This is a genomic window from Spirosoma sp. (genome assembly GCF_048594605.1).
GTDB lineage: Bacteria > Bacteroidota > Bacteroidia > Cytophagales > Spirosomataceae > Spirosoma.
Genome location: NZ_JBMDWV010000111.1, coordinates 1 through 20,062, shown reverse-complemented (window position 1 = coordinate 20,062; position 20,062 = coordinate 1). Strand labels below are relative to the sequence as shown.

15 protein-coding genes and 1 pseudogene are annotated in these 20,062 nt (G+C 45.8%); 7 read left to right on the top strand and 9 right to left on the bottom strand.

Going from position 1 to position 20,062, the window contains the following annotated elements; all coding sequences use genetic code 11:
- A partial coding sequence (locus ACOJS8_RS06805; RefSeq protein ID WP_420147785.1) for a RecQ family ATP-dependent DNA helicase occupies positions 1-1,268 on the bottom strand: 1,268 nt, incomplete at its 3' end.
- A 107-nt stretch (positions 1,269-1,375) separates the two neighbouring features.
- On the opposite strand from ACOJS8_RS06805, the gene ACOJS8_RS06800 reads away from it, so the two are divergent.
- The 6 genes from ACOJS8_RS06800 to ACOJS8_RS06775 all read left to right on the top strand — a co-directional run bounded on the left by ACOJS8_RS06800 (position 1,376) and on the right by ACOJS8_RS06775 (position 8,593).
- Positions 1,376-2,344: a KpsF/GutQ family sugar-phosphate isomerase gene (locus ACOJS8_RS06800; RefSeq protein WP_420147784.1), complete on the top strand. Its 969-nt coding sequence runs from the start codon at positions 1,376-1,378 to the stop codon at positions 2,342-2,344.
- Between the two features lie 328 nt (positions 2,345-2,672).
- Positions 2,673-3,188, top strand: coding sequence for an RNA polymerase sigma factor (locus ACOJS8_RS06795; RefSeq protein ID WP_420147783.1), 516 nt, complete (start codon positions 2,673-2,675; stop codon positions 3,186-3,188).
- 347 nt (positions 3,189-3,535) lie between these two features.
- Positions 3,536-5,008 carry a phytoene desaturase family protein gene (locus ACOJS8_RS06790; RefSeq protein WP_420147782.1) on the top strand — a complete coding sequence of 491 codons (1,473 nt, stop codon included), beginning with the start codon at positions 3,536-3,538 and terminating at the stop codon, positions 5,006-5,008.
- Between the two features lie 33 nt (positions 5,009-5,041).
- On the top strand, positions 5,042-5,878 hold the full coding sequence (locus ACOJS8_RS06785) for a phytoene/squalene synthase family protein (RefSeq protein WP_420147781.1): 837 nt from the start codon (positions 5,042-5,044) through the stop codon (positions 5,876-5,878).
- A gap of 96 nt (positions 5,879-5,974) precedes the next feature.
- On the top strand, positions 5,975-7,456 hold the full coding sequence (gatB, locus tag ACOJS8_RS06780; protein WP_420147780.1) for an Asp-tRNA(Asn)/Glu-tRNA(Gln) amidotransferase subunit GatB: 1,482 nt from the start codon (positions 5,975-5,977) through the stop codon (positions 7,454-7,456).
- Positions 7,457-7,465: 9 nt separating this feature from the next.
- Positions 7,466-8,593: a redoxin family protein gene (locus tag ACOJS8_RS06775; RefSeq protein WP_420147779.1), complete on the top strand. Its 1,128-nt coding sequence runs from the start codon at positions 7,466-7,468 to the stop codon at positions 8,591-8,593.
- A gap of 67 nt (positions 8,594-8,660) precedes the next feature.
- On the opposite strand, the gene ACOJS8_RS06770 is transcribed toward ACOJS8_RS06775, so the two are convergent.
- Positions 8,661-9,977: a carboxypeptidase-like regulatory domain-containing protein gene (locus ACOJS8_RS06770; RefSeq protein ID WP_420147778.1), complete on the bottom strand. Its 1,317-nt coding sequence runs from the start codon at positions 9,975-9,977 to the stop codon at positions 8,661-8,663.
- A 284-nt stretch (positions 9,978-10,261) separates the two neighbouring features.
- Between ACOJS8_RS06770 and proC the strand changes: the two genes are divergently transcribed.
- Positions 10,262-11,065: a pyrroline-5-carboxylate reductase gene (proC, locus tag ACOJS8_RS06765; protein WP_420147777.1), complete on the top strand. Its 804-nt coding sequence runs from the start codon at positions 10,262-10,264 to the stop codon at positions 11,063-11,065.
- 152 nt (positions 11,066-11,217) lie between these two features.
- Here the strand turns inward: proC and purB are convergent, their stop codons facing one another.
- The 7 genes and pseudogenes from purB to ACOJS8_RS06730 form a co-directional block, all read right to left on the bottom strand.
- Positions 11,218-12,558: an adenylosuccinate lyase gene (gene purB, locus ACOJS8_RS06760; RefSeq protein ID WP_420147776.1), complete on the bottom strand. Its 1,341-nt coding sequence runs from the start codon at positions 12,556-12,558 to the stop codon at positions 11,218-11,220.
- Positions 12,559-12,630: 72 nt separating this feature from the next.
- On the bottom strand, positions 12,631-14,067 hold the full coding sequence (locus ACOJS8_RS06755; protein ID WP_420147775.1) for a DUF1207 domain-containing protein: 1,437 nt from the start codon (positions 14,065-14,067) through the stop codon (positions 12,631-12,633).
- Positions 14,068-14,115: 48 nt separating this feature from the next.
- Positions 14,116-15,477, bottom strand: a complete 1,362-nt coding sequence (locus ACOJS8_RS06750) for a dipeptidase (RefSeq protein ID WP_420147774.1) — start codon at positions 15,475-15,477, stop codon at positions 14,116-14,118.
- A 156-nt stretch (positions 15,478-15,633) separates the two neighbouring features.
- Positions 15,634-16,281 carry a glycerol-3-phosphate 1-O-acyltransferase PlsY gene (gene plsY, locus ACOJS8_RS06745; protein ID WP_420147773.1) on the bottom strand — a complete coding sequence of 216 codons (648 nt, stop codon included), beginning with the start codon at positions 16,279-16,281 and terminating at the stop codon, positions 15,634-15,636.
- Between the two features lie 153 nt (positions 16,282-16,434).
- Positions 16,435-17,715 carry a M16 family metallopeptidase gene (locus tag ACOJS8_RS06740; protein WP_420147772.1) on the bottom strand — a complete coding sequence of 427 codons (1,281 nt, stop codon included), beginning with the start codon at positions 17,713-17,715 and terminating at the stop codon, positions 16,435-16,437.
- A gap of 97 nt (positions 17,716-17,812) precedes the next feature.
- On the bottom strand, positions 17,813-19,024 hold the full coding sequence (porV, locus tag ACOJS8_RS06735; RefSeq protein ID WP_420147771.1) for a type IX secretion system outer membrane channel protein PorV: 1,212 nt from the start codon (positions 19,022-19,024) through the stop codon (positions 17,813-17,815).
- Between the two features lie 117 nt (positions 19,025-19,141).
- Positions 19,142-20,062: pseudogene (locus tag ACOJS8_RS06730) on the bottom strand (hypothetical protein); the annotation flags it as partial.

The window sequence follows — 20,062 nt, the reverse complement described above, 5'->3', positions numbered from 1 at the left end:
TGCAACACCGTTTGCAACGCTAATACAATCTCATGCTGAACCTTGAATTTTTCCGTTGGTTTCGTACAGTTATCGCAAAAGCCACAGTCCTTATCCACAAATTCACCAAAGTAGCCCAGCAACTGTCTACGACGGCAAACGCCTAGATTTGAGTACGATACCATTTCGTTCAGCAGATGCTTTGCGTTATCGCGTTCCGTAACGGGCTTATCTTTATTGAACTTTTCGAGCTTGACAATATCATCATAGCTGTAAAACATAACGCAGTTACCTTCCAGCCCATCACGACCTGCCCGTCCTGTTTCCTGATAATATCCTTCCAGTGATTTAGGAGCGTCGTAGTGAATAACAAACCGGACATCGGGTTTATCGATCCCCATACCGAACGCAATAGTAGCGCAAATGACGTCTACATCTTCGTTCAGGAAAGCATCCTGATTGTTCATCCGCGTTTGCGGATCTAAACCAGCATGGTATGGTAATGCCTTTACGTCATTGACACTCAGTAATTCAGCAATTTCTTCTACCGTTTTACGGCTCAGGCAATAGACGATTCCTGATTTACCTTTGTTCTGCTTTACGTACTTTATAAGCTGTTTCTTAGCGTCGGCTTTTGGCTTTATTTCATAGAATAAGTTCTTACGGTTGAAAGATGACTTGTACAGATTAGCATCTTCCATATTCAGGTTCTTCTGAATATCCTGCTGAACTTTGGGCGTAGCGGTAGCAGTAAGCGCAATAACGGGCAGGTTACCAATATTGTCAACGATGCCACGTATTTTCCTATACTCAGGACGAAAATCATGTCCCCACTCCGAGATACAGTGGGCTTCATCAATAGCAACAAACGAAATATTGGCTTTCTTTAAAAAATCCAAATTTTCTTCCTTCGTCAAGGACTCAGGAGCAATATAAAGTAGCTTAAGTGTTCCGTTAAGGGTATCCTTTTTAACCTTGTTCATCTCCGCCTTGGAAAGCGTAGAGTTCAGGAATTGCGCATTAATTCCAAAAGCATTTAGCTGATCGACCTGGTTTTTCATCAAGGCAATCAGGGGAGAAATTACCACAGCAGTACCCTCACTAACAATAGCGGGTAGTTGATAACATAAGGATTTACCTGCGCCAGTGGGCATAATAACGAACGTATTACGCCCGGCCATGATGCTATATATAATGGCTTCCTGTTCGCCCCGGAATTGACTATACCCAAAAATTTCTTTTAGTCGTTCTTTAAGGGTTGTATGAATCGACTGATCAACTTGCATCATTCTACAAATCGTACAAAAGTTACTTTACTGTATTTGCTTGCCGTATCTTTGCTTTATAAAGTTAGCGAATATACAAAGCAAAGTATTCGTGATTACCAAAACTGCCGTTGAAAGTAATAAAAAAACCTCAGACCATTGCCCGGGCAGTCCTGTTAGCAGAAGCCGACGCGATTCGAAATGCCGTTGATCTACTTGACGAACAATTCGATGCTACAGTCGAAACAGTTCTGAATTCGTCAGGCCGCCTGGTTGTTACAGGCGTTGGCAAAAGTGCGCTTATCGGCCAAAAAATTGTAGCGACTCTGAATTCAACCGGTACACCCGCGCTGTTTATGCACGCTGCGGATGCCATCCACGGTGATTTAGGAATGATTCAGGCTAACGACGTCGTACTCATCATTTCCAAAAGTGGCAATACTGCCGAAATAAAAGTATTGCTTCCCTTACTGAAACGCACCAGCGCTCGGTTGATCGCTCTTGTCAGCAATCGTGATTCCTACCTGGCTCAACATGCTGACTACGTCCTTCATGCCTATGCCGAACACGAAGCCGATCCACTAAACCTGGCACCAACCACCAGCACAACCGTTGCGCTCGCAATGGGCGACGCCTTGGCCGTAAGCCTGCTCGAAATTCGAGGATTTACTCGTCAGGATTTCGCACGTTATCATCCTGGTGGCTCGTTGGGGAAAAAGCTCTACCTGAAAATATCAGATATTTTTCCCCATAATCAATGCCCACAAGTTTTACCGGATACTCCTCTCCGAGAAGTCATCTTTACAATTTCCGCCAATCGCCTGGGAGCAACGGCCGTTGTCGATCTGAATGGAATCTTACAGGGAATCGTGACAGACGGCGATATTCGGCGAATGGCTTATGAACATGATTCCTTTTGGCAACTCTGCGCGCAGGACGTAATGACGCCCTCCCCAGTGTGTGTAGCACCGGACGATTATGCCGTATCTGCCCTCCAGTTAATGCAGGAGCGGGATATCAACCAACTTATTGTATCTGAGGCTGGCCTGGTTCGAGGATTCGTCCACTTACACGATTTATTGAAAGAAGGGCTGGTTTAAAGCCATTTAGTTTCCTTCTTTTTACTATAACACAGCCTTTAGGTTAGGCGTAAATCTTTTAATACGTTCCTAATTCCTGTTCAAGCATTTTGAGTAAACGTTAAACAAAATCCACACTACAGATTCCACAGAATGGGGGAAATATTCTACACTCCACACATTCGCACCTCAACGTATAGATAGTAGCGAACAAATTTTACAAGGCTTAAATAGCTTACATTCAGTATTTTATAATCCTGAATTACATACATGCCTTAATTCCGGCAAGAGTGGTTGTCTTTTTGTATAAAGCTTAGCAACTCAGTTTTAACAAAAAACGTAAACAGCCATGACCGCTCTTGAATTTACAAATCATATTGGTAAAGTGTCGAAATCGCTACGTCCATTTGCACTACGTTTAACGAAAGATGTTGAAGACGCAAACGATTTATTACAAGACACACTGCTTAAAGCGTTCACCAATCGTGATAAATATACAGATGGTACGAACCTGAAAGCCTGGTTGTATACGATTATGAAGAACACCTTTATTACAAACTATCAGCGTATGGTTCGTAAGAACACCTTCATTGACACAACTGATAATCTGCATTACATTAACTCGATAGAAAGCAGCACGGATAACTTAGCGTATTCGTCTTTTGCGCAGGACGATATCAACCGGGCAGTAAATGGACTGGACGATACGTATAAAACCCCCTTTATGATGCACTTCCGCGGTTTTAAGTATCACGAAATTGCTGCGAAGCTAAACATCCCCATTGGAACCGTAAAAAACCGGATTCACATTGCCCGCAAAGAGCTTAAAGACCAACTGAAAGTGTACGCATATCACAATGCTTAAAAAAAATTTTAAATCTGGCGAGACCTCGCCAGAGACCTTCCGTCTAATAGTTATTGATTGAGTAGTTTTTTGTTAAAAAAGAGGAAGGTTCGAAAAGTTGGGTAGGTTTTCTGCCCAACTTTTTTGTTTTATATACCCTGAAAATTAGCCAGTTAATTAGTTATCCCTGCACAAAGCCGGTAGTGAATCCCGATTACCTAACAGAAGGCGTATGAATAATAGCCCAGGTTTTCTTTGTCGATTCACTATCTTTCCTCAATCATTGTGAGAAGCTAAAGTTTCTAAGGATTCAGAAACAAATTACTTCAACAAGGCTTTAACCCAATTATTCAATCAACTTATTTATAATGCCCCAGCGCGTTCTTGTTATTGGAGCTGGTTTTGCGGGTCTGGCCGCAGCAACAAGTCTTGCTCATAAAGGCTACGACGTTACCATCCTCGAAAAAAATGATATGCCGGGCGGACGAGCCCGTGTCTTTCAGGAAAAAGGCTTTACGTTCGATATGGGGCCGAGCTGGTATTGGATGCCCGATGTGTTTGATACGTATTTCGCCCGTTTTGGCAAAAAGACCAGCAATTACTACAACCTCGTTCGACTCGATCCTTCGTACAGCGTTATTTTTGGCACTAATGAAGTAGTTGACCTTCCGGCAGGACTTGATCCTCTGGAAAAACTATTTGAAGACATTGAGCCCGGTAGCGGCCCAAAACTTCGAGAATTCCTGAAACAGGCCTCCTATAAGTACGAAGTTGGCATGAAGAAATTCGTCTGGAAGCCAAGTCGTTCTATTACTGAATTTTTGAGTTTAAAACTACTCTACGACGTAACACGACTGGATGTCTTTCAGTCATTTGCGACACACGCCCGTAAATTTTTTAAAAATCCGCGTCTGCTCGAGATTGTCGAGTTTCCGGTTCTCTTTTTGGGAGCAACTCCGCAAAATACGCCCGCCATGTATAGCTTGATGAATTATGCTGAAATGGCGCTTGGTACGTGGTATCCCATGGGTGGAATGCACGAAATTGTGAAGGCGATGGTCAGTCTAGCCGAAGAAAAAGGCGTCAAGATTCTCTTAAACCAGACTGTACAGAAAATTGACATAGCGCAAAACAAAGCGAAACGTGTTGTAACGGATCAGGGAATTTTTGAAACCGACGTAGTAGTGGCAGGAGCCGATTACAACCACGTCGAGACGAAGTTAGTAGATCCCAATTATCGTAATTACGACGATGATTATTGGGACAAGCGAGTCATGGCTCCCTCGTCGCTTCTGTTTTATTTGGGCATTGGGGAACGAGTTCTACGCCTTCAGCATCATAATTTATTTTTTGACGAAGATTTTTCGCTTCATGCTCAGGAAATTTATGAAACGCCCCGCTGGCCAACCAAACCGCTGTTTTATGCCTCGGCTCCTTCTAAAACCGATCCCAGCGTAGCACCAGAAGGATGCGAAAACTTATTTCTGCTCATCCCTGTAGCCCCCGATCTTACCGACAACGACCAAACGCGCGACCGGTATTTTAATATGATAATGGATCGGCTCGAAGCCTACACAGGACAGTCAATACGCACTAAACTGGTTTTCAAGCGTAGTTATGCACATAAAGATTTTAAACAGGACTATAACGCTTTTCGAGGCAACGCATACGGGCTGGCTAACACCTTACGACAGACGGCTTTATTAAAGCCAGCGTTAAAGAACAAAAGGGTAAACAACTTGTTCTACACCGGTCAACTCACGGTTCCAGGCCCCGGTGTACCACCCTCACTTATATCGGGCTTGGTCGTGGCCGATGAAATTGCAAAGGAATTTCCTTAATTTATCTGTCAAACCTATTCCTTTTTATTCTTTATGATGGCATTATTCAATAAAACCGCACTGGAATGCAGTAAGCTAATTACGGAGCGTTACAGTACGTCGTTTACGTTGGGTATTAAAACGCTTGACCGTAAATTTCATCTTCCTATTTATGCCATCTACGGATTTGTTCGCTACGCTGACGAAATTGTAGACACGTTTCATGATTACGATAAGAAAACGCTGCTGGAACGATTCAAACACGATACGTATCAGGCTATTGACGAGGGCATTAGTTTAAATCCGGTACTGCAGTCGTTTCAGTTAGTTGTGCGTCAGTACAATATTGAACCGGAGTTGATCGACGCCTTTCTGAAAAGTATGGAAATGGATCTCTACTATCAGGAATACGATGCCGCTAACTATGACAAATACATTTATGGCTCAGCTGAAGTAGTAGGGCTGATGTGCCTTCGGGTCTTTTGTGAAGGCGATTGCAAGGAGTTTGATCACCTGTGCGAACCTGCTCGAAAACTCGGGTCAGCGTTTCAGAAAGTAAATTTTCTGCGCGATCTGAAAAGCGATTTTGTAGAGCGGGGCCGGACGTATTTTCCTGGTGTCGACTTCAATGATTTTGGCTACGAAGCCAAACAACGTATCGAAACCGATATACAACAAGATTTCGATGAGGCCTATAAAGGAATTATGAAGCTACCGCGCGGAGCCCGAATGGGTGTTTATCTGGCTTATATCTATTATCAGAAACTGTTCGATAAAATCAAACGATTACCTGTTTCACAAATTCAGGCCGAACGGGTACGGGTTCCGAATCCTCAGAAAATTGCATTGCTGGCTCAAACGTATTTGAAGTATCGACTGAACGTAATTTAGCCTGATTACGTAACGTCTGTTAAGTTGTCGATCTTTAAACGCTTAGCCCTCCACGCCTTTTCGCTATCTTTGTCCTGAATCATTTAGTTTCTGACAATGGTAGCCGAAGCGACCCTTTCGCCGGAAATTCTGGCACGTTATGAAGCCGTTATCGGACTGGAAGTACACTGCCAGTTACTGACAAACAGCAAGATTTTTGCCGCTGATGCCAATGCATTCGGCGCTGAGCCCAATACCAACATTAGCGTTATTACGTTAGGGCATCCAGGTACCTTACCTAAACTGAACCGCAAAGCCGTTGAGTACGCTGTTCGGATGGGCTTGGCCTGTGGCAGCGAGATTACGCGCCACAATGTATTTGCCCGTAAAAATTATTTTTACCCCGATCTGCCGAAAGGGTATCAGCTCTCGCAGGATAAGGGGCCGATTTGCGTAGGGGGCGGAATCTTGGTCAAAGTCAAAGATCCGCAAACGAATCAGCCTTACCAGACAACCATTCAGCTCCATCATATCCATTTGGAAGAAGATGCCGGAAAGAGTATCCACGACGGCGATGACTGGGCCACGCAGCTAGATTATAATCGCGCCGGAACACCGCTGATCGAAATGGTGACCGAGCCTTCCATACGTACTGCCGAGGAAGCGGGTCAGTATCTGACGGAAGTCCGGCGGCTGGTGCGTTATCTGGATATTTGTGATGGCAACATGGAAGAAGGTTCGCTACGTTGCGACGTAAACGTATCGATCCGGCCAAAAGGCGCTACCCATCTGGGAACGAAAGTCGAGGTAAAAAACCTCAACTCAATACGTAACGTGATGCGGGCCGTAGACAGCGAATTTCGGCGGCAGGTCGACGTAACGGAATCAGGGGGTCAGATTATCCAGGAAACGCGTACGTTCGATGCGGCCTCGGGCATTAGCTATGCTATGCGCGAGAAAGAAACGATGAATGACTACCGTTACTTTCCCGATCCCGACCTAACCCCCGTTGTTATTTCCGATACGTGGCTGGATGCTATTCAGGCTAATATGCCGCTTCTCCCGGCCGTTCTTTATCAGAAATTTACGACGTACTACGGCCTGCCCGACTACGACGCAGCGTTACTGACCGATGCGAAAGAATTAGCAGATTATTTTGAGGCCGTTTCTGCACACACAACGAATTACAAAGCCGTATCGAACTGGATCATGGGACCTGTAAAAGGCCATTTGAACGAAAAAACGCTACGTGATCGTCAGTTTCCAGTTTCTGCTGAACGTTTGGCAGCTCTTATTACGTTGATCGACAACGCCACTATAAGCCAAACGGCAGCTAATCAGGTCTTTACGTTGATGATCGAAAACCCTGACGTATCAGCCAGTGATCTGGCTCAGCAACATGGTTTGGTTCAGAATCGCAATACTGACGCGCTCCAAGCGTTGGTAGAAGAGGTACTGGCCGCCTGGCCCGACAAAGTAGCGCAATACCGTAAAGGCAAGAAAAATCTGCTCGGACTATTTGTCGGCGAAGTCATGAAAAAATCGAAGGGCTCGGCCGATCCCAAATTAGTGAATCAGTTGCTAGCCAAGATGTTATAAGCTAATCGTATGAAAAAATTTCTTTTTGCTATCGTTGGGCTGATTGTAATTAATCTGACTGCGAACGCACAGACAACTAAGCCGTTTACGGTTACAGGCACGGTTAAGAAAGCCGCTCCCGGAAGCTACGTTTATTTAGAAGCCAATAGCCAGCCCACCCGTAAAATTGATTCAGCTAAAGTAGACGCCAACCACGCTTTCTCAATGAACGGTAAGGTGAATGAGGGGGGCGATGTGCTGATTCTGAACGTAGGTGGAGGGCAAAGAATGGCTTTACTGGCCGAAGGGGGCGAAACCTTTAACGTAACGGCCGACGGTTTCCGCATGGATCAGAAAACAGGCCAGGTGGGTAAAGCTACTGTAACCGGCTCCAAAAATATGGAGTTCTACGAAAAGCTGAACGCGCTACGTACGGAAATGGACGCCAAAGTAGCGAACTGGAACAAACAGGCTCAGGCGGCTACCGAAAAGAAAGACAATAAAAAAATGGCGCAGATTGAGCAGGAATACACAGCCGCGGAAGCCGATGTTGTTAACAAAGTTAAAGCGATGCTGCCCGAAATGGGGACTTCGTTAGTGGCGCTGTTCGCACTCAATTTTATTAATATCGACAGCGATTTTGCTACGTATGAGGCCTTGGCTCAACGGTTTGAAAAAGAAAATCCGAATAGTCCACATGCAAAGTCGTTGATTGGTCGGGTGGCCCGTATCAAAGGTGTATCCGTTGGGGCATTAGCTCCCGATATTACCTTGAGCGATACAACCGGTAAATCGGTTGCGCTATCGTCGCTACGTGGCAAATACGTTCTGATTGATTTCTGGGCTTCCTGGTGCGGCCCGTGTCGGGCGGAAAATCCGAACGTAGTGCGGATGTATAATAAGTATAAGGATAAAGGGTTTGAAATTTACGGTGTATCACTCGATCAGGCAAAAGCCAACTGGACCAAAGCCATCCGCAACGATAATCTGACCTGGATGCACGTATCGGACTTAAAATTCTGGCAGTCGGCAGCTGCTCAACAGTATGGTGTTCAGGCCATTCCTGCTACGTTCCTGCTCGATAAAGAGGGCAAGATTATTGCCAAGAACCTGCGCGGTGAGGCTTTGGAGCAGAAATTAGAGGAAGTGCTGAAATAACCCTTTATTTTTCAGCACAAAAAAGGGCCGATTTTACGAAATCGGCCCTTTTTTGCGACCCAGACCCTTAATCGCAATGGTTAAGGGCTATCCAGGCGCTTATGCGATCGGCAGCAGCAACAGCAGCCGCATTAGTGCCCACTGTTTTGAGATTAGTCGGCGTCAGTTTGGGTAATGTATTAAGCCAGGCTTCCGCTGTGGCGACGTCAGCCCAGACGGATGCCGTTGGCAAAACACTGCCTCCGCTCAGCTTAATAGCGGCCACCTGCAGGAATACTTTTTTAGAAGCGGGGATTCCACCCGAATTCGATGTGTTCCAGATAGCGGCTCCCTCCGCCTGCGAATAAGATTTACCACCTACCGTTACGTTGCCAGGCCATGCCAACCCTGGTTTGGCGAACCAATAGCCTTGTGAGAACGAACAACCCTGTGGCACAGCACATTCGATCAGAACCGGTGGCTGATTAATAGTTTCTGTAGTGGCCGTGGTGACTGTGAAACTTGCAATATCCGTAGAAGGAGGCAAACTGAACATTTGCGACTGACCCGGTTTTACGGTTATTGTTTCAGAGCCTACCGGGCTTACTGTTGGAATGGATACCGTATAATTACCTGGCATCAGGTTAGTCATGCAGTAATTTCCATCGCCGTCAGTGGTAACGGTTGTTTCGCCGTTGGGACCGCTAACAGTCACTACAATATCTGTTCCAGCCATTGTAGATGAACTCGTTGACGTGCTTGACCCTGTGGTCATTGCTGTTGGATTACTGATACAGGCCGTAGTGCTGTTGGTTATGGTTGTGACAAAAGCCTCTTTCACTATATTACCACAAATATGATAGCAACCCGGCCCGGTAATAGTTCCGGCTGTGCAGCTATTCCCTGCTTTCACATAGGTAGCTACAGTTGCCGGGTCAACAGCAACATCCAGCGTAAATGTAAAGGTATGCAGTGCTCCATCTGATATGACTGCTGGTAGATCATCAAATTTCAGAAACTGCCCGGTCGGATTACAGTTGGTACCACTTCCTTCTGAATTTGCCAGATTGGTATACGGTTGCCCATCAATAGTAGCGCTGATAACGTTGCTATACGAAACGCATGCGCCTAAGTTAATGATCCAGTGGCTTAGTCCGTTCCCCTGAGCTGGGCCCGTACGCTGAATGGTGTATGACCATGTAAGACCATCCTCTGAAATGCTGGTAAACGTAACCGTATAAGGTCCAATAACCTGTGATACGGGTGGTGCCGAAACTCGTGCTGAACGATTTTGTTGGCTTGATGTGGAAGTTGGCTGTATGTCGCTGGTGGTTCGGCAACCTTGTACATACATCAGGACTAGCAATAATACCACTAATGCTTTGATAGGCGTATACGTTTTCATACGATTGACAATGTTTACAAATTACTAAACACATATTGTGCGATAGTTTATAAACTTAGTAAACTGGCGATATAATAAACAAAGTTATTTATTGTGCGGTAGGCTCATAATATACTGATAGTCAATATGATAACTTAACATATATAAATTATCATAATCGAATATATAATAGTAAACAATTGGAACTAATGGATCAATATTCTATTCCTAGACTTACCTTATTATGCCTGTGATTGTGCAGAAAGCGCTTATCTTGCAAGGCAATTTTTTGCTGCTTAAGATTTATGAAAATCGCTATTGTTGGTTGCGGTAACATGGGCATGGCTTTTGCCAAGTCCTTTATACAGTATGAGCTTGTTAAAAAAGACGATTTACTCCTAATCGAAAAAAGCGCGGATCGTTCCGAAGCGCTGAAGTCCGAAAAAGCAGGTGTCGTTGTTGATACAATCGGGCCACGCGTTGGTGAAGCCGACCTGATTATTTTATCGGTCAAGCCGCAGGATTTCAACAGCGTTTATGAATCACTACGCACCGTAATTCAGCCTAATCAAATTATCCTGTCCATTATGGCGGGGATTCCGATTACACAGATTCAGGAAAAACTAAATCATTTGCTTGTCGTGCGGGCGATGCCCAACACGCCCGCCATGCTCGGTATGGGGATCACGGGTTTTACAGCGGCAAAGGAAGTGGATTTGGCGAATCTGCGCCGGGTCGAAAATCTGATTAACGCTACGGGTCGATCTATTTTTCTGGAAGATGAATCAATGATTGATGCCGTTACGGCACTGAGTGGCAGCGGCCCCGCCTATTTTTACTACGTAGTGAAAGCAATGATCGACGCGGGTAAACAGATGGGTTTCGATGACGCGGTATCGGCTCTATTGGTCAAACAAACGATGCTTGGCGCGTACCATCTTATTAACAACGCCGACAAATCGCTGGACGATCTGATTAAGGCTGTAGCCTCAAAAGGGGGCACCACTGAAGCCGCACTACGTGAATTTGAAAGTGGCGCCCTTGCCGATACGTTGGTAACGGGCATCAAAGCCGCCCAAACACGAGCAACTGAATTGTCGAAAGGCTGATTGGTTGTGTATGGATTCTACGATCTGAAGCTATTAGTCTGATGAGGAAGCACGTATCACTACCGGCGAACGCATGAACGTATCGAACGGCAACATGATTCGGCGAACATTAGAGTACTAGCCACGAAGGCATAGCGCTACGTACACATAAGCTACAGGCCTGTATACGTAAACGGCGTAATGTCCCGAAGTTCACTCTTCACTGCGTCCGATATGTTTAGTTCATCAATAAATTGCCGGATTGTGTTGGCCGTGATTTTCTCATTTGTGCGGGTGAGCGCTTTCAGGGCTTCGTAGGGTTGTGGGTATCCTTCGCGACGTAGCACCGTCTGAATTCCCTCGGCCACTACTGCCCAATTGTCTTCTAAGTCGGCGTTAAGCGCGGCCCGGTTCAGTTCCAGCTTATCCAATCCTTTCAATGTTGATTTCAGCGAGATGATGGAATGGGCAAACGGAACACCAATGCTACGTAGTACGGTTGAATCGGTCAGGTCGCGTTGCAGGCGCGAAATCGGTAGTTTACTCGACAGATGCTCAAATAACGCGTTGGCGATACCCAGGTTTCCTTCTGAATTCTCGAAATCGATCGGATTGACTTTGTGCGGCATGGCCGATGAACCAACCTCGCCTTCCTTCAGCTTTTGCTTGAAGTAATTCATGGATACGTAGGTCCAGATGTCACGATCAAGGTCAATCAGGGTTGTATTCAACCGTTTAAAAGCATCGAGCGTAGCGGCCAGCATGTCGTAATGCTCGATCTGGGTGGTAAACTCACTACGTACCATCCCCAGGCTTTCGACGAATTTATTCCCAAACTTTTTCCAGTCTTCCTTCGGATAAGCAACTACGTGAGCATTAAAATTACCCGTTGCGCCACCAAATTTAGCCGCAGTTGGAATAGATGCCAGAATTATCAGTTGCTTTTCGATACGTTCAACGAACACCAGGAGTTCTTTCCCTAAACGGGTTGGCGAAGCTGGCTGTCCATGCGTACGCGCTAACATCGGTACGTTCTCCCACTGCTGAGCGAGTTGCTGTAACCGAACAAATACCTGACGATACGCTGGCACGATTTCCAGATTCAACGCTTCACTCAATAACAGCGGAATGGCTGTGTTATTAATATCCTGCGAGGTCAGTCCAAAATGGATAAATTCAAGATGCGGCTCAACCGGCGTTCCTTTTAATTTCTCTTTTATGAAATATTCAACAGCCTTCACATCGTGATTGGTGGTCTTCTCGATCTCTTTAATACGTAGCGCATCAGTCTCCGTAAAGTTTTCGTAGAGTGACCGTAATGACGCAAATTGCGCAGAATCAATCTCCGACAGTTCGGGAATTGGCCATTCGCAAAGCGCGATAAAATATTCAATTTCAATACGTACCCGATAACGTATCAATCCAAACTCTGAAAAATACGGAGCCAGTGCTTCGACTTGTTTGCGGTAGCGGCCGTCGACAGGCGAAATGGCAGTTAAAGCGGTTAATTCCATGTTTTGTTTTTGGTGTAGGGTTTACGATTTTGTCCGATAAACGAGCGTTCGTGACCCATTATTGATCATAAATCAGAACGGATTCAGGTACACACCTGCCCCTATCCAGGACGTTTGCTGATCTTCAAATTGGCTGTAGGGTCGGAAACCGGAGTAGCCTTCCACCAAAAAGGTTAGGTTATTCTGTGTGCGTCCCAGTTCGATACCGATTCCCCCATGAATGCCTGGACGAAAATCGGTCTGCTGCCAGAATTTCACATCGACGCCCCCTACCAGCCGGGCCGCTTTCTCTGAAGGTTTTTTGTAAAATACGCCAAGCTGGGCACTTATCGGTTTCCGTTCTTCTGTTTTACGTAGTACAACACCGGCCCCACCGTACAATCGCAGATTGTTCACCGTGCGGCTATAGGTAAAATCCAGCAACTCGTAATTGACGGAATTAGCAGAAGGCGCGGTAATCTGATTCCGATAGATATAGTCATCACCCAAATGCGAAGACAGGTGATAGACCCGAATTCGGTAGTTATTAATGCCGCGTCGGATGTTGTAAATAATACTGATTTTGTAATCATTATTCACGATCTGACGACGTGCTTTATTGAGCTTACTATCGTGATAAGCCTCAAACTGCGTAAATGAAGCCAGATCCAGTACCCATTCTTCGGCCCGGCCAGCATCGGTAGTACGTCGATAAAAAGGCTTGGCAAAGCCAAACGCAAATGGAACAATACTGCCCGCATATTTTTTTCCTTCCGTCCAGTAGCCAGGCAAAACACTCCCGTAAGTCTGGGCTTCCAGCGGATCGAGCAGAATAGGCTCAAACAAATGGCCTTTGGGCAAAAATTCGCGCCGAGGACGTACCACGGCAGTTTCTCCCACTGGCGCTGCCGCTGCTACAGAATCGACGGGCTCGACTCTAGCTCGCTTCTGGCGTTTAACCCGCTCTGGTTTTGCCACCTCTATAGGGGCTGTTTTCTCCTTCTTTTTCCGTTCAACTTTTTCCGGCTTCGCCACTTTTACTGGCTCTGCTTTTACTGGCTCTGCTACAGTTGATGGTGGAGCGGTTTCAACGGTTTCCGGATGATTTGCCTCAGCCGGTACGCTCGTTGTGGTCGGCGTAACAACGGGCTCGGTTTTTTCTTCTTTTTTCCGTCGTTCCCGCTTTTCTTTCCGTGTTGGTTCGGCCGGTTTTGTTACAGTCGACTCTTCGGGTGCTGTTGTTGGCGCAGCAGGTGCTGGTTTTGTTTTTGGAGGTTCAGCTACTTCCTGCGTTTTTCCCGCTTTTCTGGCTTGTTTCTGACGTTCTTTTTCAGCTTGTTTGGCTTCATACTCACGTTGCTTCTGCGCCCATTCGGCCCGGATCTGGCGTTCTCGTTGAATTTCGCGCTCTATTTTTTCTTTTTGCCGCTGCTCAGCGGGGGTTAATGGGCGAGTGGTTGGCGTTTGCTGTGCTAAAGCCAATGTTCCTGCCAAAAAACTCAGCAGAAGAACCGACAGCATTTTTCTCATAAATAAAAACGGGATGTTCTCGATACGCGTCTCTTTTGGAGAAACGACTTATTGTTTAAGTTCTGCGTAATGCTTGTAGAAATAAGGAATGGTTTCGATGCCCTTGTAAAAGTTAAAGAGGCCGTAACTTTCGTTGGGTGAATGCAGTGCATCGCTATCCAGGCCAAAACCCATCAGAATTGACTTAATGCCGAGTTCTTTCTCAAATAGAGCGGTAATCGGAATACTGCCTCCACCGCGCGTTGGTACCGGTTTTTTACCCCAGGCGTCTTCAAACGCCTTGCTAGCGGCTTCAAATTCAATCGAATCGACGGGTGTTACGTAAGGCATACCACCGTGGTGCGGAGTTACCCGAACCGTTACGCCCGAAGGCGCTATAGCCGTAAAATGCCTGGTAAACAGTTCCGTAATCTCGTCGGGAGTCTGATTGGGAACCAATCGCATGCTGATTTTGGCCGACGCTTTTGATGGCAGAACCGTTTTGGCCCCTTCGCCTGTATAACCGCCCCAGATGCCGTTTACGTCCAGTGTCGGGCGGATGGAAGTTCGTTCAGTTGTCGAATAGCCCTTTTCACCTGCTACGTCATTTATGGCCAGGTCACGCTTGTATTCGTTCAGATCAAACGGCGCTTTAGCTAATTCAGCCCGTTCATCCTCGCTCAAATCCATTACGTTATCGTAGAATCCAGGAATGGTAATACGTCCATTTTCATCGTGCAGTGACGCAATCATGTCGCACAGTACGTTGATCGGATTCGCGACTCCACCGCCATAAACGCCCGAATGTAAATCCCGATTAGCGCCGGTCACCTGCACTTCTACGTACGACAAGCCACGCAAACCGGTTTCGAGCGAAGGCGTTTCGTTCGAAATAATGCTCGTATCAGAAATTAAAATAACATCGGCTTTCAGCATATCCCGATGCTCAACGACAAACGTACCAAGATGATCCGAACCGACTTCCTCTTCGCCTTCAATCATCACCTTTACGTTGCAGGGAAGTCCATCTGTTGCCATCATTGCCTCAATCGCTTTGATATGCATATAAAACTGGCCCTTGTCATCACAAGCACCCCGTGCATAAATGCGCTCGTTACGTATCGTTGGCTCAAACGGTGGGGTATCCCAAAGCTCATAAGGATCAGCCGGTTGCACGTCATAGTGCCCATACACTAAAACAGTTGGTTTAGCAGGGTCTACGATCTTTTCAGCATAAACTACTGGATGACCTAGCGTTTCGAACAACGTAGCATCATCTAATCCGGCCGCGGTCAGCTTATCCCGAACAAACTCGGCAGCCCGACGAACCTCATCCTTAAATTTGGAATCAGCCGAAACGGATGGGATACGTAGTAAGTCGAGTAACTCGTCCAGAAAGCGTTGTTTGTTCGTTTCGAGGTAATTATTCATAAAGTCAATAGTCAATAGTCGACAGTTGCTGATCGATACGTTTGCTATTGATTAGCGGCTGGCGGCTACTGACTTTAAAAAAGTTCGCCCCGAAGTTACGCACTTTTCGCGCAACGACGGGGCGTCGATTATCGTAGAATCTCGTTTTGAGATAGACTATTTTTTCCGCAACCGGAACAAAACCGTCCGATTTTCCTCACCACGTAACAATCTGCCTATATTTTTCTGGTGCGTGATAACGACCAGAAGAAAAATAACGAATCCAAATACAATCAGTAAGGGGTTTTCTTTCTGACCAAAAATCTGGAGTAACAGCAGAACCGGAAACGCCAGCGCAGCCATAATAGACCCTAACGATACGTATTGCGACGCAATGACAACCAGCAAGAAGATACCGATACAGACGGCCGCCATTTCAGGATGCGTAGCCAGCATCATTCCTAACAATGAAGCGACGCCTTTTCCTCCCTTAAAATTGGCAAAAACAGGGTATAAATGCCCGATTACGGCTATTAAACCAAAGACGATTTTGAACGTAAGAATCTCATTTTCAGTAATCACATCTGCATACCACAACAGCGATGATAGGCTTGCCGCTGTATATCCTTTCAGTACATCAATCAGTAGAACAATCGTACCGGCCCGTTTACCTAATACCCGAAACGTATTGGTGGCACCGGCGTTTCCGCTACCGTATTTGCGAATATCGAGGCCAAAAAAGCCTTGCCCATACCAAACGGCTGTGGGAATTGATCCTAGTAAATAGGCTACTACTGTTGTGACGCTGATCAGAAAAATGTTCATCAAAAATTAATTAAACAAGTACTCGGATAAAGCAGTCGACCGGGTAAATCTATCGGTCCTGTAAAAGGAATGTAACCCCAAAGTTATTGAATTGTTACTAGCCTGGCAATCTTTTTAACCTATAAAACAACTTGGCTAGCTAGGTATCTAAGTTTATTTACCACCAACAATCACTTCGCGCAGTTGTTCAACAGCCAGATAATGGGTAGCAGTTTCCATTATATCGGTTGGGGTTATTGCCCGAAGGTTTTGAATATACGTAGTTAGAAAGTCAGGGGCTATCCCGTCTAGCAGAATCACCTTATAACGGTCAGCAATTTCAAAGGGTGTATTTAACGAACCAACGAATTCACCAGCCATATAGTTTTTCACGGTTTCCAACTCGTCCTGCGAAACAGGTTCGGTCTGTAGAATGCGAATTTCTTTATGAATTTCATCCAGCGTTTGTTGCGTATTCTCTTTGTTCACGTCCGTTGCGATCAGGAAGTAACCATCTCGCCGGAAAGAAGGTACGTTGGATGAAATTCCGTACGTAAATCCCTTCTCCTCACGTATGTTTTTCATAAGTCTCGAACCGAAATACCCGCCCAACACTTCATTTGTTATCAACATCTTAAAGAAATCCGGATGGGCTCGATTAAACAAACGGCGCCCTAAGCGAATAGATGATTGAATACTCTCCGGTTTCTCAGCAAGTACGGGTACGTTGTTATCAGCCAGGATATTACTAGCAAAAGACGGTAAGCTATCTGTTTGAACTGGAAGCTTTCCTAACTCTCTATTGATCAACAAGACCTCATTTTCGGTAGCATCACCAGCCAGAATTAACTGAAAAGGGCGGTTCCGTATAGCTTTCTCATAAAAAGCGACGACTTCAGACTGACTAAGCTGGGCGACTAAATCAGGGCGCTGACTTCGCCCATAAGGATGGGTCGCTCCAAACAATTTTTCCCGAAATAGAACGCCGGCCAGATAGGCATTTTTTTCGTAATTGACGCGTAGGTTCTGAAGTGTGATGTTACGGAGATCTTCTAATTCTTTCTCTGGAAAAGTAGGTTCGGTAAGCATCTCCCGCAGCAGAGGCAATACATTTGGCAGGAATTTAGTCAGGCAATAGATAACGACACTAGCTCGATCAGGGCCACTGTTCAATTCCATAAATACGCCATAGCGATCAATATATTCGCTGATCTCTGTCGATGTCCGCGAACGTGTCCCTTCTGCCAGCATTTTCATGGCAAAAAACGAAGTTCCAGCGACCTGTTCGTACCAGGTGCCTGCTTCAAATACACACTCCAGCCTTAATACAGGCTGGTGAGCAACAGCAATTATATGGAGTGGTAGACCATTATCGAGGTAGTGAGTTTGTACGGGCGGAAGCCGAACTTCCTGTATAGCCTGAAAGGCAGGCGATTGTGTTCTATCGAGCACCATTTTCTATAAAAGCGTAAAAGGGCGAAAGAGTGAACGAGTCAATACGGTACGTTCCGCATTTAATTCGTTCACCCTTTCGCCCTTATCGCGTATTAAATTAATTTGAATCGTCTGTTACGTCGTCGTCACCGATTCCGTTACCCTTGTTAAAATTGAATAACAACGAAAGCCGGAAGGTTTGCGCTAGGGGGTTACCCTGTTTTACGGGTAGCAGATACGAGAAATCAACGCCAAATCGTTGCTGAAGCCGTAAACCAATACCTGTTGTGAAGTATTTCCGGCCACCTTTTTGGTTTGATTCATTGAAGTAGCCAACACGCGCAGCAAACTGATCATTATACCAATATTCAACGCCCGTTGAAATCGTCACCTCTTTTAGTTCTTCGCTAAATCCGCCAGGCGCGTCTGCAAAAGATCCAAAAACCGAACTAAAATAATTTTTATTGGCATTCATGTCCGTTACGACACCATTGACGACCTGGAAATTTGGCGTTGGTACCATCAATTTGTTCACATCGAGTACAAAGTTGAATTTGTTGTACTGATCAACGTAGTACGTAAGGCCGGTTCCTAACCGCAGGTTCGTTGGAATAAAATAACTTTCGAGACCACCATAATTGATACGTCCGCCCAAGTTAGAAATCATAGCGCCCCAGCCCCAGCCAAGACCTTGTCCAGTAGCACGATCGCGCGTTTCGTTATGATAGTAGATACTGATGTCAGCAGCGGCCGTTCCACCTGGTTTCAGGCCCACGTTGGTAGCTCCGGCGGCCAGGTTTGAATTCAGGTATTTCAAATTAAGAGCAAGCGCCAGATTTTGTGAAAGACGCTGAGAAATAGTACCTGTGATAGCATATTCCCGGGAGTTGAACGTGCCAGTAGAGACCCCCGAATTGTTTGTGAAGTCAACCGTTCCTAAGTCAAAATATAGCAGTGAACCGCCGATGGCTGTGTTCTTACCGACTTTCCCGTAGGCGCTCAAGTTGGTGTAATACATATCACCAATCAGATTTCGCAGCCACGGTGTATAGGAAATAGCCCCGCCAGATTTCTGTTTAGCAAAAATTAATTTTGCCGGGTTCCAGAATATTGAGTTTGCGTCAGCATCGCCTAGCGCCACGCCAGCCTCACCTAACGCGCCCGAACGAGCATCGGGAGTAAAATTTAAAAAGGGTACCGCTGATGTGGGGACGCTTAGTTGCCCATTAAGACCCGTTACTGCTGTGGTAGATGATTGGGCAGATGCGACAAGAGAGAATAAAAATGAACTACAAACGGCAAGAAAGGCACAAGCAAAATTTCGCTTCATACAATGGATGTTAGTCAACAACAAGAACTGACTCAATAATATATGGCAGTTCTAAGTGGGTCAAAATTACGATGAAAACGTTGGATTAGAAAAATAGACTATTTATATATCAGTAAATCATTTGGTTAATACTAATCGCCCTGAGCTGATAGCAACTGTCCCATCAGCAGCAGAACGGACTTCTAGCCGAACAATATATAAGCCGTTAGGCAATCCTTGCCCGCTATCAGCAAATCCATTCCAGGAACCAATTTCCAGCGTAGCCCCACAATCTGTACACTGTCCACTCTGCTGATTCAAAAGCCTGCCGTTGAGGTCAGAAATGGTTAATGTCCAGTCGAGCGGTTCGCCGGAACGGTTAAGTTCGACCATTAACCGTGTCTGCGTAACAACCGGATTAGGTACCATCCGAAAAGCCTTTACGGCTAGTCCTGGTCGCCCGGAAACTATTATGGTCAACGTTACCTCAGATGAATTATTGTTAATATCCCACGCCTTAGCGCGAATAGTGTATTTTCCTTCGGGAAGATTTCGAAACGTATAGATAACAGATCCCTGTCGTCCGTCAGCGTCAGTGGCAACATAATAGTCGTTTAAGATGACTGTTGATTGATCGTTAAGCTGCATCGTGAGCTCATGCCCCAAGCCGGAGCGAGCAATGTTTATTCCTCGGTTGTCGCTGAGATCAACTCGTAATGTTACGTCCGAATTAGCAACGCGTATAATCTCTCCTTCAACAATTCCATCAAGCGCTTCCAATTTGATCAAAGGGGGCTCATTATCAACCTCACTAGCAGAAACGCTACCACCTATATACAGACTGTCGGACCCACCTCCCGCCGTCAATAAACTATCTGATCGTACGGCATACAGGTATAATTTACCTGGCCCAACCGTGTAATTGATATCTTTCGGCATCGTGAACCGCACCGTAAATCGCCCTTGCTGCACAGGTACCTGGCCCGCAAAAATTGGGTTGGTGAACGCCTTATAACTCATTTTTGGGCTGGTAACGTCGGAGCCAAGCGTGGTATGCGT

What these genes read in the sequence shown, in the direction of transcription:
- ACOJS8_RS06795 (WP_420147783.1), top strand. Translation starts at nt 2,673, where the DNA reads ATGACCGCTCTTGAATTTACAAATCATATTGGTAAAGTGTCGAAATCG.
- ACOJS8_RS06775 (WP_420147779.1), top strand. Translation starts at nt 7,466, where the DNA reads ATGAAAAAATTTCTTTTTGCTATCGTTGGGCTGATTGTAATTAATCTG.
- ACOJS8_RS06755 (WP_420147775.1), bottom strand. Translation starts at nt 14,067, where the DNA reads ATGAGAAAAATGCTGTCGGTTCTTCTGCTGAGTTTTTTGGCAGGAACA.
- ACOJS8_RS06790 (WP_420147782.1), top strand. Translation starts at nt 3,536, where the DNA reads ATGCCCCAGCGCGTTCTTGTTATTGGAGCTGGTTTTGCGGGTCTGGCC.
- porV (WP_420147771.1), bottom strand. Translation starts at nt 19,024, where the DNA reads ATGAAGCGAAATTTTGCTTGTGCCTTTCTTGCCGTTTGTAGTTCATTT.
- ACOJS8_RS06740 (WP_420147772.1), bottom strand. Translation starts at nt 17,715, where the DNA reads ATGGTGCTCGATAGAACACAATCGCCTGCCTTTCAGGCTATACAGGAA.
- purB (WP_420147776.1), bottom strand. Translation starts at nt 12,558, where the DNA reads ATGGAATTAACCGCTTTAACTGCCATTTCGCCTGTCGACGGCCGCTAC.
- ACOJS8_RS06785 (WP_420147781.1), top strand. Translation starts at nt 5,042, where the DNA reads ATGATGGCATTATTCAATAAAACCGCACTGGAATGCAGTAAGCTAATT.
- gatB (WP_420147780.1), top strand. Translation starts at nt 5,975, where the DNA reads ATGGTAGCCGAAGCGACCCTTTCGCCGGAAATTCTGGCACGTTATGAA.
- proC (WP_420147777.1), top strand. Translation starts at nt 10,262, where the DNA reads ATGAAAATCGCTATTGTTGGTTGCGGTAACATGGGCATGGCTTTTGCC.
- plsY (WP_420147773.1), bottom strand. Translation starts at nt 16,281, where the DNA reads ATGAACATTTTTCTGATCAGCGTCACAACAGTAGTAGCCTATTTACTA.
- ACOJS8_RS06770 (WP_420147778.1), bottom strand. Translation starts at nt 9,977, where the DNA reads ATGAAAACGTATACGCCTATCAAAGCATTAGTGGTATTATTGCTAGTC.
- ACOJS8_RS06750 (WP_420147774.1), bottom strand. Translation starts at nt 15,477, where the DNA reads ATGAATAATTACCTCGAAACGAACAAACAACGCTTTCTGGACGAGTTA.